This is a genomic window from Acidobacteriota bacterium, assembly GCA_035529075.1.
Classification (GTDB): Bacteria; Zixibacteria; MSB-5A5; order GN15; family FEB-12; genus DATKXK01.
The window spans coordinates 1-14694 of sequence record DATKXK010000002.1 but is presented as its reverse complement, the minus strand read 5'-3'; the positions used below and the strand labels follow the sequence as shown (position 1 = coordinate 14694).

Genomic DNA, 14694 nt, shown 5'->3' with positions numbered 1-14694 from the left:
ATATTGCGGGCCGGGCCTGAATGGTCCGGCCTTCGTTTATTTGAGAAGCGGGGACACAGATATGAACGCTATCCTGGATTTCCTCAACAGCCATTGCTCCGTAAGGCATTTCACCGATCAGCCGGTGACGGCTGATCAGCAGCGGATAATTCTCACGACTGCCCAGCGATCACCGACGTCGTCAAACCTTCAGGCGTATTCCACAATCGCCGTTCGCGATGCGGCAAAGAAGAAGCAACTCGCCCGGCTCGCCGGCGACCAGGGACACGTGCGGGAATGCCCGCTGTTTGTCGTTTTCTGTGCCGATCTGTTCCGGCTCAGGACGATCGCCCGGGCGCGCGGTTACGAGTTTCACGGTGAGTATGCGGAAGCCTTCATTGTCGCCACCGTTGACACCGCCCTGGCTGCGGGCAGAGCGTTGATGGCGGCCCAGGCTCTCGGCCTCGGGGGGGTCATGGTGGGAGGTATCCGCAATCACCCGGACGCGGTCACAAAGCTGCTGCATCTTCCCGACCTGGTCTACCCGGTGATGGGCATGTCCATCGGCTGGCCGGCCTCGCCGTCAAAAATCAAACCGCGTCTGCCTGCCGAGGCCGTGCATTTCAGCGAGAGCTACGACGCCGGCGCCTTGGCCCGAAGCATAACCGCATACGACAGCGTGATCGACCGTGCCGGTCATCTGAAAGGGCGCGAAATAGAGACCGACAACTACCCGGACTTCAATGGGCCGTATTCGTGGTCGGAACACTCGGCGCGACGGATGGCCAGTACCACCGAGACAGCCCTGCGGCCGCAGTTGCTCGAGTTTTTGCAGTCTCGCGGGTGGTTGCGAAAGTAGACGAGCCGGTAAGCAGGCTTATCCTTCGTCCTTGGCGGTGTAGAAGGACTTAATGTAGTTCCAGGCGTCGATTGCCTTGTCGGCATATACGAAGAGTTTGGTGTCTTCCTCGGCAATGGTGCCTTCGCTCACGAGGAAGTCGAAATCTATCACGTGTTTCCAAAACTTCTCGCCGAACAGAACGATGGGCAGGGGACCCATCTTTTCCGTCTGGACAAGCGTCAGAGCCTCAAAAAGTTCGTCCATGGTGCCGAATCCGCCCGGGAAGGCCACCAACGCTTTAGCGCGAAGCATGAAATGCATCTTGCGGATGGCAAAGTAATGGAACTGCATGCAGAGTTCCGGTGAGATATACGGGTTCGGTTCCTGTTCCATGGGCAGAGTGATGTTCATGCCGATCGACTTGGCTCCGATATCGAAGGCCCCGCGGTTGGCCGCCTCCATGATGCCCGGGCCGCCGCCGGTGACGATGACGTACTCGTGGTGGTCACGAATCTGACACTCGGCCGAGACCAGGCGGCCGAACTCGCGAGCCTCGTCATAGTAGCAGGACTTTTCCTGAAGCGACCTGGCGATGGCCAGCCGACGCTTCAGCGAGCGATCCAGGGGCTTCTTTTGGAGCTTGCGTTCGATCGCCCTGACCTGAGACAGGGCAGCCTTTGGCTCGGGAATCCGCGTGCCGCCGAACACGACGATGGTTGACCGGACCTTCTGCTGGTGCAGAATTAGCTCCGGTTTACGCAGTTCGAGTTGCAGGCGGACCGGCCGAAGCTCGTCGGTGGCAAGGAAATCCAGGTCCCGGTAAGCCACCCGGTAGGCCGGAGCGCGTTTGATTCTGGCTACCATTTTCTTTCGGTCGTTATTGTTCATTCTCATCTGCTGTTCAAGTCCTATTCTTCCACGTCTGCTTGCAGGGATTTGCGATTGTCGATATGAGGCAGCCGTCCGTCGGCGGGCGTTTGTCATGCTTTCAGGTACTCACTCAACGGGACGTCACTCGGGTTGCCCAGGCAGACACCGAGCGATTGGGCCACTTTGATCCAGGCGTGATCAGGAGTGACCTTGCGAATTTTGCCGGCAACGTCGGCCAGCGGAACGCTCGTCAGGTCAAACCCTCTCAGTGCGACCATGCGACCGATCTCACCGCGCACGACCATATGGACCGCCTCACTGCCCAGGCGGGTGGCCAGCAGGCGGTCAAAGGCGGTCGGTTCCCCGCCGCGAAGGAGATGACCGAGAATCGTGACACGGCATTCCAGGTTGGTCAATCCCTCGAGCTGCAGGGCCAGATGGTTCGAAATGCCGCCAAGCCTGATGGCGTCGGGCGAGGTCGCAACCGTGCGGCTGACCACTATTTCTCCGCCCACGGGCATGGCCCCCTCGCCGATCACGACGATCGAGAAGTTCTTGCCCAGAGAGTTACGGCTGCGGATCTGTTCAACAACGCACTCGATGTCGTACGGGATCTCCGGCATGAGAATAATGTCGCCGCCGCCGGCCAGTCCCGTGCCCAGAGCCAGCCAGCCCGCATACCGGCCCATGACTTCCACGATCATAACCCGGTGATGCGACTGGGCCGTGGTGTGAATCTTGTCCACCGCCTGGGTGGCCGTGGCCAGCGCCGAGTCGAACCCGAACGTAACATCCGTACCCCACAGATCGTTGTCTATCGTCTTGGGCACGCCTATCACCGGCAGTCCCTTCTCCAGCATCGCCGCCGACGCCGCCATGGTGCCATCGCCGCCGATGGCCACGAGGGCGTTCAGCCCGAGCGATTCAAAGTTCCTGATGGCCTGCGAAGAGCGATCAAGATAGACGTACTCCTCACCCTGCAACACGGGGAACTTGAAGGGGTCGGCCCGATTGGAGGTACCCAGGATGGTGCCGCCCTGTGCCAGCAAGCCGGAGACGTCCTTCAGACCGATCGTCCGGAAGCGGTTCTCAACAAGGCCTTCGTAGCCGTCCTCAAAGCCTACGACCTCGATGTCGTAGTCATTGTCGGCCGTTTTGACGACGGCTCGTATGGCGGCGTTCAGACCGGGGCAGTCGCCGCCTCCGGTGAGGATCCCGATACGTTTTATTGACTTGGGCATGATTGAGAAGATCGCATATCACATGTGTCGGCGCAACGGATTTCCACGAAATTGTATCTTCAGCCGGTGCCGTGAAGGCCGCAGACCTCGGGCACGGCCCACCATAAATTTCTTGCTGCTCGATCCGATAGAACTTATGATACCTTAAATTTAACGGCAATCGGCTGCCGGAAGGTAACAGTACGGATTATCATGCGGGTTAAACAGCTTTTCGTCCTCCCCACGCTACCGGACAAGCTCAGGCCGCTTCAGGAGATGGCCCATAACCTGTGGTACTCCTGGAACTGGGAAGTGGTCAGGCTGTTCATCCGGCTTGATCCCGACACCTGGGAGAAGACCAGCCAGAACCCGGTGGAAATGCTGTCGCTTCTCCCCCAGCATACGCTTCTGAAGGCATCCGAAGATGAAGCTTTCCTGTCGTCGCTGCACAAAGTCTACGACAAATACCAGGACTACCTGAAGCGCAGGAAATGGTTCCATTACAAGTACGGCGACTTCGAACAGGAAAAAGCCGCCTATTTTTCTCTTGAGTACGGTCTGGACACGGGTTTGCCGGTTTACTCGGGGGGGCTGGGCGTCCTGTCGGGAGATACCCTGAAATCGGCTTCGGATCTGGGCCTGCCCATGACGGCCGTCGGGCTGCTTTACCGCTACGGCTACTTCCGTCAGTTCTTGTCCAGCGACGGATGGCAACAGGAGCGGTACGAAGAAAACGACTGGTATCACATGCCGGTTACCCTCGTCAAGGACGAGCACGATCAACCGCTTAAGGTGTCCCTGGTTCTGGACAACGTCCCGGTCCAGATCCAGATATGGAAAGTCATGGTCGGTCTGACGCCCCTGTACCTGCTGGACACCAATATCGCTGAGAACTCGTCGAAGGCCCGCGAGATCACGTCGGTCCTGTACGGCGGTGACAAGGACATGCGTATCCGGCAGGAGATTGTCCTTGGAGTCGGCGGTATCCGGGCGCTGAGAGCACTCGGGATAGAGCCGTGCATATTTCATTGTAACGAGGGGCATTCCTGGTTCCTGACCCTGGAACGGATCCGAGGCCTCATGGAGCGGCACCAGCTCAGCTTCAGCGAGGCGGCACATTTCACCTGGTCGACCACGATCTTTACCACCCATACGCCGGTTCCGGCGGGAAACGAGAAGTTTGACCCGGTGCTCGTTCACCGCTACCTAGGCGACCTGGTCAAGCAGCTTGGTTTGAGCTGGAAGGAGTTCCTGGCCATCGGCCGCGTCAATCCCGAAGACGAGACGGAGCACTTCGGGATGACGGTCGCGGCACTGCGGTCCTCTGCTTTTGCCAACAGTGTTTCCGAGCTTCACGGGCAGGTGTCACGGAACATGTGGCGCAACATCTGGCCGGGTCTGCCGAGCAGCGAGGTGCCCATCAGGGCCATCACGAACGGCGTTCATCCGTCATCCTGGATCTCCCACGATATGGACGACCTGTACGTGTCGTACTTCGGGCCGCGTTACGTGGAAAGGCCCGGTGCTCCGGAGATCTGGGAGAAGGTGTACAAGATTCCGGACGCCGAGCTCTGGAGGGTACACAACCGGCGGCGTGAACGCCTGGTCTATTTTGCCCGCAAGAAGCTGCGGCTGCAGTTGCAGCAGCGCGGTGCCACGCAGATTGAAATCCAGCGGGTCGATCAGCTCCTGGACCCGCATATCCTGACGATCGGGTTCGCGCGGCGATTCTCGACGTACAAACGCGGCCACCTGCTGTTTCACGACTGCGACCGCCTGGAAAAGATCATTAACGACAAGGAACGGCCGGTACAGGTAATCATTTCCGGCAAAGCCCACCCGTTGGACAATCCCGGCAAAGAGATTATCCGTTCCATCGTCAAGCATTCCTCAGAGGAGCGGTTCCGAAACCACATCGTGTTCCTCGAGGACTACGACATCAACGTCGCCCGGTACCTGGTCCAGGGGGCTGATATCTGGCTGAACAACCCTCGCCGCCCGCAGGAAGCCTCGGGCACCTCCGGCATGAAGGCGGCGCTGAACGGCGCCCTGAACCTGTCGATCCTCGACGGGTGGTGGTGCGAGGGATATAGCGACGACATCGGGTTCAAGATCGGCAACGGCGAGGAGTACGACAACGTCACGGTACAGGATCAACTGGAATCGGAGGCGTTGTACAACTCGCTGGAGCGCGAGATCGTGCCGACGTTCTACAACCGGAACGAAATCGACCTGCCCGACCGGTGGATTGAGAAAATGAAGGCCTCGATCCACATGGCCGGGCAGCGCTTCTCGGCCCAGCGGATGCTCATGGACTACACCAACAACTTCTACATCCCGGCGGTCAAGGGCGCCCAGCAGATGCGGGCCAACAACTTCGAGGTCGACCGCCAGGTGGCCGCATGGCTCGACAGGATCACCGGCAGCTGGGACAAGATTACAATCGCGAACATCGATCTGCCTGACCTCGGCGCAACCGTCAAGGTAGGCCAGAAGATACCGGTGCGGATGACGGTACGGCTGGGCGATGTTACCCCGGACGACGTGTCGGTCGAGATCATAGCCGGCAGACTGAATTCACAGGAGCAGTTTACCGACTTCAACTCCGCCAAGGCCGATCTTGACGGTTCCGAGCCTCTGCCCGACGGCACCTACATATATACCGGTGAGGTGACATGCCGCGAGTCCGGCCGATTCGGCGTGGCCGCCCGGGTCGTGCCCAAAAACGAACACCTCATCCACACGCGCAAACCCAAGCTGATAAGCTGGTGGTAGGGTTCAACCGTCGGCTGCAAGAGAAATCCGACCGCAGATTCAACAGAAGACGGAGAAGATAGCGGCGAGAGGATTTTCCCCTCCCGCCGCCTGTTTTTACTGAGCGGCAGGTTTCTTACCGCCGATCCGCCTGGTAATTATCGTCGTCGTCCCGGTACGGCTTCCGGCCCGTGTAGTACGTCGAGAGATCACGGGCCTGCCGGATCAGATCCACGAGCTCTCTGACTTGCGGACCGGGCATCTGGCCGACAAGCGGCTCGGCCACGGACAGGAGACCGTCGTAGTCAGTTTGCGCGTATTCGTTCCTTTTGAGTAGTTGCGCAAACTGCGCCGCCACGAAAGCCAGCCTGGGTTCGGGACGGGCACGCTCGAACCTGTGAACTTCCCCGCTAGACGCAACTTCCCGGCTTATCTCGGTGATCTCGGTCTCATCTGGATTCTTCCAGCGCACATGGACGGTCGCCAGCGAGGCCGACCCGGCACGTTTACGCAGGCGCAACTCGTAGACGGCCGTGACCTCGTGGCCGGCCCCGATCTCGGCGCCGTCCTGGTGCCTGTCCCTGAACCGGTCATCAGGGATGTCACGATTCTCATATCCGAGAAGCCGGTAAGCTTCGACGATGTCCGGGTTGAAATTCACCTGCACTTTGACGTCACGGGCCAGCACTTCCACGTTGCCGACGAAACCGTCCACGAACTGCCTGCGGGCCTCGGACACGCTGTTGATATACGCATAACGGCCGTTTCCCTGCCGGGCCAGTTGTTCCAGCAATACGTCGTTGTAGTTGCCCATGCCTACGCCGAAGCATGACAGCGTAATGCCCTTGACCGCCGAGTGCTCGATCCGTCTCATGATGTCATCCGCGGACGTCCGTCCGACGTTGGCCACGCCGTCGCTGATAAGAATGACCCGATTGCTGTGGCCGTTGACGTACTGCCGGCCGGCCATTCGGTACCCGAGTTCCAGCCCGGCCTCGGCGTACGTCCTCCCCTCCGGGCGCAATGATCTGACGGCTCGCACGATATGCTGCCGCTGATCGGCCGAGACCGGTTCCAGGACGACGAATGCCTGTGATCCGTAGGCAACCATGCCAACCCTGTCGTGGCGGCCCAGTTGTGCGATAAGCATCTCAAGGGCCTGCTTTACGACCTCCAGGCGATCGTCATAGCCCATCGATCCCGAGACGTCGATGACGAAAGTCAGGTTCAGCGGTTTTCGCGCCGAGGCCGCTACCTCTCTGCCCTTGACACCGATCTTCATAACGGTGACGTCGCGGTTGAAGGGCGACGGCAGCAGTTCGCTGAAAATCCGAAACTTGCTGTCGCGGGGCGGATTATACCCATAGTTGAAATGGTTGATGAACTCCTCCACCCTGATTGCCTCAGGAGGCGGAACGCGCCCCTGCTGAAGATACCGGCGGGCCAGGTTGTAAGAGGCGTCGTCGACGTCCAGCGCAAAGGTTGACAGACGGTCCCGACGGGTCTCCACGAATCTGTTTGTCCCGTAGTTCTTGAAAAACATGTCAAAGGGCGGCAGATCGGTCGGGTACTCGTCGAACCGGTCGACTTCATACTCTTGCTCTTCGTATCGCTTCGCCGGGGGCATCCGATCCAGGCCGGAGACCTCTCCGGTCCGGCCCCCGCGAAATGACTGTACGCCTGACCCCGGCGCGTACTCCGGCGTCAAGATATCGAGGATATCGGATTGAAGTTTCTTGTGCGAGTCGGACGACTTGCCTTCCTGGTCACTTTCCCCTGCCGCCTTCCCGGCGCCGTCAAGCGGTCGGGCGTGGTTCTCCGAAAGATCTGTGTCCGGGGTCACCGCCAGCGGGACCGCAAGGGTGGCGGTAACCGCCGCCCGAACCGTGACCTCGACAGTCGACTGACACGTGCGTCCCCGCGAATCCTGGTACGTGATCTCCACTGAGTACACACCCGGGCTGACCTCCTCGAACGCAAAGCCGCCCAATGAATCGGTCACGACGTGTTTACCCGTGCCCAGAAGCTCGAGGCTGGCGCCGACAACCGGCTGGCCGCTCCGGGCGTCTAAAACGCTCCCGCTGATGGCCCCGTTCACTGTCGCCTGAGAATCACCGGCTGCCAGGACCGCAATAGTCACAAGCGCCACCAGGGTAATAACCCGACCTCGTGCCATGCTCCACTCTCCTGTTTTTGGTCGTTTTCTCGCTTTCTCTGAGCTATCTACCGTCGAGTGGACAGATTCTTCCCGAAAATCCCGGTTGCGCCTCGCGCCTCCCCCGCCTTGAGCAGGCACTGCCGTAAGTAATTGCTGCATTTGCCGAATTCACGTAGCACCCGGGACATTTCCCCGACCCCGCCCCGATTTGACCTTCGGACCTTTGATCCCTGTTGGGCCCGCATTTCAATAAGGGCTTGACGGAAACCCTGAGTTGGGCGTAATTCGCACATTGATTCTGTCGAACTCACCACTCACGGAGGTACTGATGAGCAGAATTCCTGCGAGACTGGTCGTTGCTGTCACTTGCCTGTTGTTTATGGGCATCTCGGCGGTCTCGGCCTTCGATTTCTCCGAACTGCAGGAGAAAATCACCGAAAAAACGCTCGACAACGGTCTGAAAGTGATCGTCATGGAGCGCCACGATGCTCCCGTGGCGTCATTTGTGACATGGGCCGACGTAGGATCGGTGGATGACCCCAAGGGAGCCACCGGGATGGCCCACATGTTCGAACACATGTCGTTCAAGGGCACTGAGTCCATCGGCTCCGAGGACATCGACAAGGAACTCAAACTTATGGCCGTCGAGGACTCGCTTATAACCGAACTACAGGCGGAGCGGGTCAAAGGCAGCCTGGCTGACACGGCGAGAGTCAGCGCACTGCAGGCCGCCTTTGAGGAGGCACGGGAGGCCGCGTACCAGGTGGTCGTACCGGAAGCGTACACTGACCTGATAAGCCGGGAGGGTGGAGTTGCCATCAACGCCGGGACCGCCAGTGACTTCACCGTGTATTTCTTCAGCCTGCCGTCCAACAAGGTGGAATTGTGGGCCGCCATGGAATCTGACAGGTTCCTCAACCCCGTCCTGCGCGAAATGTACCGGGAACGCGACGTGATCGCCGAGGAACGGCGCATGCGGACCGAGACGAGCCCGTTTGGTCGTTTGCTCGAGGAGTTCCTGGGCCTGAGTTACAAGGCGCACCCGTACGGCATTGAAGGCGTGGGCCATATGTCGGACATACAGAATTTCACACGGGGCACGGCCGAGGCCTATTTCGAAAAGTACTACGGACCATCGAATCTGACCGTTGTGATAGTCGGCGACGTCAAGGCAAAGGACATCTTCAAGATGGCCGAGAAGTACTGGGGCCGGATTCCGTACCGTCCCGCCCCGGACCCGATTGCGACCGTCGAACCGGAACAGCCCGGGGAGCGACGGGTGGTCATAGAGGACCCCTCGCAGCCGCTCTTCATCGCCGGCTGGCATATCCCGGAGATTACCCACCCGGATCGACCGGCCCTCGATGCCATGATGGACTACCTTGCCCAGGGCCGCACCTCCCTGCTGTACAAGAACCTGGTTAAAGAGAAGAAGATCGCCCTGGTGGCGACCAGTCTCGTACCGGCTTACGTGGGAGACAAGTATCCGACCATGGCCATAGTGTATGCCGTGCCCTCACAGGATCATGACAACTATGAATGCGAGGAACAGATCCTGGCCGAGATCGAGCGGATGAAAGAGGAGCTTCTGTCGCCTGAAGATATCGACAAAATCAAGGCCCGCGCCAAGGCCGAGTTCATCGCCGGGGGAGGCTTCGGCGGCGGCCTGAACAGCAATCTCGGGCTGGCCATCCAGCTCGGGTACTTCCAGAACCTCTACGGCGACTGGCGGGAGATGTTCAAAACCCTCGATCGAATAAACGCCGTCACCGCCGAAGACGTCCAGCGCGTGGCGAAATTGTACTTCACTAAGAAGAACCGTGTCGTGGCTATGATGAACACGGTGAAAAGCTGATCAGGAGTGGGTGAATATGAACAGGCCAATACTATGTCTTGTCTCAGTTGCCGCGTTGCTGCTGAGTATCGGCGCGGCCGTCAACGCACAGGATCTCGATGAACTGAAGTACCCGAAGCTGAACGAGTTGAAAATGCCCGAGATCGAACGGGTGACACTCGAGAACGGGCTTCGCCTCTATCTGGTGCAGGACCGGAGTCTTCCGGTGTTCAATATGTCGGTCCGCATCAACGCCGGGGCTTACATCGAGGCGGCCGACAAGGTCGGTCTGGTTTCCATCCTGGGCCGGACACTCCGGACGGGGGGCACGCAAAAATGGTCCGGAGACGAGATCGACGAGATGCTGGAAGGTGTGGGAGCCACGGTTGAAACGTCGGGCGGGCTCGTCAACTGCAATGCTCAAGTAAACGCCCTCTCCGAGTATACCGACCTCGGCCTTGAGGTGCTGGCTGAAATCCTCCGCCGGCCGGTCTTCGATCAGGATAAGATTGATCTGGCCAAAGTTCAGGAACGATCGGCCATCGCACGGCGTAACGACGAACCAGATGAGATCGGCGACCGCGAGTTCGACAAGGTGATTTACGGCCCGGAGTCCGTTTATGCCCGGCACACGGAGTATCGGACGATCGACGCCGTTTCGCGTGACGACCTGGTCGCTTTCCACGCCACGTATATCAGGCCGGAGAATGTCCAGTTGGCCATCTGGGGCGACTTCGACAAGGCCGGCATCGTCGACAAGATACGACAGTACTTCGGCGATTGGGAACGCGGAGTCAGCCCGATCCCCCCTCTCCCCCAGGTCGACTACGAGTACGACAGTAAGGTGTACTTCGTGAACAAGCCCGATGTCAACCAGTCAAACGTCTACGTCGGCCATATCGGCGGCCGGGTCACCGACCCGGACTACCCGGCGCGGGTCGTGATGAACCGGGTGATGGGCGGCGGTTACAGTAATCGCATGTTTGCCGCCGTGCGTTCACGAGAGGGACTGGCCTACGCCGCGTTCGGTGTCTACATCGCGAATATCAGTTACCCGGGCGTTTTCTATAACTACGCTGCAACCAAGTCTGAGTCGACGGGCAAGGCGATCAAGGAGATAATCAAGGTCATCGAGAGCATGCACACCGAGCCGCCCAGCAAGGACGAGATGCGCCGGGCCAAAGACGGTTATCTCAACTCGTTCGTCTTCAACTTCGACAGCAAGCAGGAAGTGGTCAACCGCATAATGAACTATGACTTCTACGGCCTGCCCGATGACTTCCTGCAGCAGCAGAAGGAACGGATTGAAACGGTCACCGCGGACGACGTCGTGGCGGCGTCAAAAGCGAACCTTCGCGCGGACAAGCTGCGCATCCTTGTGGTCGGCAACGTGGACGATTTCGACATCCCGCTGGAGGAGCTGGGCCTGGGCCCGGTTGAGGAGATCGACGTCACAATTCCGGCGGCCGAGGAGAAACGAGAGCTGGTCATTACGCCGGAGACGCTTGCCAAGGGTAAGGACCTTCTCGGCGCGGCCGTCACCGCCCACGGCGGTCTGGACAATTTCAAGAGCATCAAGTCCACGTCCGTCAAAGGGACCCTCACGCTCATGACCCCACAGGGAGAGTTCCCAATAGCCTTCGAGGAGGTCTCTATTTTCCCGGACAAGCGCGCCCAGGTGCTCACGGTCTTCGGTCAGAAGATGTTCGATATCCAGAACGGCCGGCAGGGCTGGAAGACCGACCAGGCGTCCATGCAGGTCGTGGCCAAAACTGAAGAGGATATCGCCGACGACATGAAAAGTACGGCGCGCAACAACGTTGTAATCTTCCGCCAGTCGGACAATCCGGACTATCGGCCCGTGTACGACGGCACCGGCGAGGTCAACGGCACCAGTGTCGAATTCGTGACCCTCGTGGACGCCGATGGTGAGACCATCTGCCGCCTGGGATTTGACGCCGACAGCCACCAACTGGTCTGCAGGTATTACACGGACATCACGCCGGCCGGCCAGGGAACCGTCGAGGAGGTCTTCGTCAAGTTCACCGAGGTGGCCGGGGTTCGCATACCGACAGGCACCGTGAGAAACCTCAGCGGGCAGAAGATCGGTGCCGTTGAATACACCGAGTTCCTGGTCAACGCCGACATACCGCCCGGAGCTTTTGACCAACCTCAGTGACGCCCTTACGACTGTGAGTCTGAACTGGAAAGACCAGCCGACACCGGCTGGTCTTTTGCTTTACGCGAAGGCGCTAACTGCCTGCCGCACGGGCCGTTACAGAAACGCTGGGCGTACGGCCGGGCGATACACGGACTCTGCGCCGGTGACACCCCTGCGGGACAAGCTCCGGTGTCTTGGGGGCGCGTGCCGGCCCTTGTCGAGTGCGAACCCGGCCGTCGACGGCCCGTGACGCGGCACCAAATTCTGCACATTAACTTGACCGGAAACGTCTTTTGAAGTAGAATGTTGACACATAGCGTGTCTTTAGAGGGAATTCGGATATAATGAAAACATCTGTTACATGTTTGTTCGCCCTGCTAACGCTGGTGTTAATCCTCCAGCCTGAACCAGCCGCCGCTCGGACCGGCCCTGATCTCGACCCGACGAGATGGGAACCCGGCGCGGTGCGCGTATCACCGGCCTATTGCCTGGCTGCCCATGACATTGGCAGATTCGCGGTGGGCGTGAACAACAACGGCACCATCGGGACCCAGTATTCCTTGTCCGGCCCACAGGACTGTTTCACTGGAAATCCGGTACCGAACTTTGAGTACCCTAAAGGCTCCAGCACGCGCTACCTTTTCGGCGCAGCGTTCTGGATCGGCGCCGTGGTGGGGCGCGATACCCTGGTATCAGTCGGTCAGGACGGCTGGCAACCTAACGTGGCGGACTTTCATCCGGACGAGGCCCCGTTCGGTAACATGATATACCGATCCTCAATCGACCCGTCTAAGCCGGAATACGAGGGCGCGATATCAGAGCAGGACTACGTAGCGGTTTACACGGACACGTTCACGTCCGGGGTCGGGGGCCTGGCCAATGACTTCATAGATCAGCGGCCGCATATCCCGCTGAACATCGAGGTGACCCAGCGGTCATTTGCCTGGTCCTATTCCTACGCTGAAGACTTCGTGCTGTTTGATTACGCTATCAAGAACATCGGGGAAGAACGGCTCAAGAGGGTCTTCCTGGGCGTTTACGTTGACGCCGATGTGCATACCGAGGCCGACCCGACCGGTGCGCAGGACGACATATGCGGCTTTCTGCACAGCATTCCCGCGGCCTACCTTCCGGTGCAGTGCCCCGACAGCGATATTGTGAACCTGGCATGGATCGCCGATAACGACGGCGACCTCACCGCGCCTCCCGGCCAGGAGGTTCCGCACGTAACCGGCGTGCGGGTGGTTCGAGCCCCCAAGAAGAACCTGGAGGTGTCATTTAACTGGTGGATCGGGAACACCGATCCGTCCGTTGACTTTGGTCCCCAGACGTGGGCAAAGCAGCGCGATCTGGGTACCGGCGGCCAGGGAACGCCGGAGGGTGACCGGAACAAGTACTGGTTTCTCAGCAACGGTGAGTTCGACTACGACCAGGTTTTCACGGCCAGTATTTCGCCGCTTGACCCGGTCTGGCTTCCGCCCAACCCGATTCTCAAGGAGGATTTGGCGGACGGATATGACACCCGCTATCTGCTGTCGTTCGGACCGTTCGATATCGAATCGGGCCAAACCCTGCCCTTGTCCCTCGCATACGTTGCCGGCGAGGATTTCCACCGAGATCCGAACAACGAAGCGGATAACCTCCCGGCGAACCCGATTGCGTACTACGAAAACGTGAGTTTCAATGATCTCGGTGATAACGCCACCTGGGCGGACTGGATCTACGACAACCCGGGAGTCGACACGGACGGTGACGGCGATTCCGGCCTGTTCTACGTCTGTAACCTGGGCGGCGACTCGTCCTTTGCGGGCAGCGAGACCACCATCGACACCTTTGGCGGTATCATCGACACGACTATCGTGGATATCTGGGACTACGAGAACGATACGGTAATACCTCGTCAGGGTGACGGGGTGCCGGACTTTCGGGGGGCCAATCCTCCGCCGGCGCCGCTGGTGCGCGTGGAGCCGCGAACCGGAGCCGTCATGGTGCGCTGGAACGGCTTGCGCTCGGAGAGGGCCATCGACAACTTTTCCCGCGAACTCGACTTCGAGGGCTACCGGGTGTACCTGGCCCGTGACGAGCGGCGGGACAGCTACACAACGCTGCAGTCGTTCGACTTTGAGAACTACAACCGGTGGGAGTGGGACGACTCGGTGGCCGTAGGCGGTACCATTGGCGCTTTTGTGTTGCGGGTCAGTCCCTTCACGCTCGACGAGTTGCGCTGCCTGTATGCGCCGTTGGGCTGCGGGGACGAACTGTGGCATCCCGACCAGCATCCTCGGAGCAAGCCGCTGGTGGTCGACACGGGATCAGGGCCGCCGGCCGTCTACTACTTTGAGCCGCAGGATTTCAACCGCTCGGTATTGGGCAACTATCAGAACGCCCTGACGCGGATACGCAAGCGCGACACCACGGCCATCAAACCGACGGTGGAGTGGATTGAGGACGCGAGTACGATTCCGGACTCGCTTCGGGCCAGGGTGCTGGCCGACGACTCGCTGTTCTTGTACTACGAGTACCAGTTTGAGATCGAGGACCTGCTGCCGACGGTGCCGTACTGGATTAACGTGACGGCCTTTGACTACGGTTCGCCGCAGTCCGGGTTGCCGTCGCTGGAGACGACGCCAACGATACAGCCGAAGGTGACCTACGCTTTGGAGTCGACGGAGTCAATAATGTCGCGGGACAAGCTCGAGGTGTACATATATCCGAACCCGTACCGTCTTGACGCCGGGTACAGCGCAGCGGGCTTTGAGGGGCTGGGCGAGAACGAGCGTGACCGTCCGGTCGACCGGACGCGGCGGATTCATTTCGCCAACCTGCCGCCGAAGTGCACGATCCGGATATATTCGCTGGATGGCGACCTGGTGCGCA

At 59.6% G+C, this 14694-nt stretch carries 8 protein-coding genes; 5 read left to right on the top strand and 3 right to left on the bottom strand.

From position 1 onward, the window contains the following. Positions 1–61: 61 nt before the first annotated feature. Positions 62–838 (top strand): nitroreductase family protein, encoded by a 777-nt coding sequence (locus VMY05_00260; protein ID HUV29509.1) that lies wholly within the window; start codon positions 62–64, stop codon positions 836–838. A gap of 18 nt (positions 839–856) precedes the next feature. Here VMY05_00260 and VMY05_00255 read toward each other — a convergent pair whose 3' ends face one another. Together VMY05_00255 and VMY05_00250 are read right to left on the bottom strand one after the other, a co-directional pair. Further along, positions 857–1708: an LOG family protein gene (locus VMY05_00255; GenBank protein ID HUV29508.1), complete on the bottom strand. Its 852-nt coding sequence runs from the start codon at positions 1706–1708 to the stop codon at positions 857–859. Between the two features lie 92 nt (positions 1709–1800). After that, on the bottom strand, positions 1801–2931 hold the full coding sequence (locus VMY05_00250; protein ID HUV29507.1) for an ATP-dependent 6-phosphofructokinase: 1131 nt from the start codon (positions 2929–2931) through the stop codon (positions 1801–1803). Positions 2932–3123: 192 nt separating this feature from the next. Here VMY05_00250 and glgP point away from each other — a divergent pair, with 192 nt between their 5' ends. Next, positions 3124–5685 (top strand): alpha-glucan family phosphorylase, encoded by a 2562-nt coding sequence (gene glgP, locus VMY05_00245; GenBank protein ID HUV29506.1) that lies wholly within the window; start codon positions 3124–3126, stop codon positions 5683–5685. Positions 5686–5800: 115 nt separating this feature from the next. On the opposite strand, the gene VMY05_00240 is transcribed toward glgP, so the two are convergent. Beyond that, positions 5801–7840: a von Willebrand factor type A domain-containing protein gene (locus tag VMY05_00240; protein HUV29505.1), complete on the bottom strand. Its 2040-nt coding sequence runs from the start codon at positions 7838–7840 to the stop codon at positions 5801–5803. 310 nt (positions 7841–8150) lie between these two features. Here VMY05_00240 and VMY05_00235 point away from each other — a divergent pair, with 310 nt between their 5' ends. The 3 genes from VMY05_00235 to VMY05_00225 form a co-directional block, all read left to right on the top strand. Then, the gene (locus VMY05_00235; GenBank protein HUV29504.1) at positions 8151–9677 is read left to right on the top strand and encodes a pitrilysin family protein; all 1527 of its coding nucleotides are present in this window, start codon (positions 8151–8153) and stop codon (positions 9675–9677) included. Positions 9678–9693: 16 nt separating this feature from the next. Then, the gene (locus tag VMY05_00230) at positions 9694–11835 is read left to right on the top strand and encodes a pitrilysin family protein (GenBank protein ID HUV29503.1); all 2142 of its coding nucleotides are present in this window, start codon (positions 9694–9696) and stop codon (positions 11833–11835) included. Positions 11836–12161: 326 nt separating this feature from the next. Then, positions 12162–14694: hypothetical protein (locus tag VMY05_00225; GenBank protein ID HUV29502.1), on the top strand; the 2533-nt coding region annotated here is incomplete at its 3' end.

Coding starts and splice junctions, on each gene's coding strand:
- VMY05_00260 (HUV29509.1), top strand. CDS start 62: ATGAACGCTATCCTGGATTTCCTCAACAGCCATTGCTCCGTAAGGCAT.
- VMY05_00255 (HUV29508.1), bottom strand. CDS start 1,708: ATGAACAATAACGACCGAAAGAAAATGGTAGCCAGAATCAAACGCGCT.
- VMY05_00250 (HUV29507.1), bottom strand. CDS start 2,931: ATGCCCAAGTCAATAAAACGTATCGGGATCCTCACCGGAGGCGGCGAC.
- glgP (HUV29506.1), top strand. CDS start 3,124: ATGCGGGTTAAACAGCTTTTCGTCCTCCCCACGCTACCGGACAAGCTC.
- VMY05_00240 (HUV29505.1), bottom strand. CDS start 7,840: ATGGCACGAGGTCGGGTTATTACCCTGGTGGCGCTTGTGACTATTGCG.
- VMY05_00235 (HUV29504.1), top strand. CDS start 8,151: ATGAGCAGAATTCCTGCGAGACTGGTCGTTGCTGTCACTTGCCTGTTG.
- VMY05_00230 (HUV29503.1), top strand. CDS start 9,694: ATGAACAGGCCAATACTATGTCTTGTCTCAGTTGCCGCGTTGCTGCTG.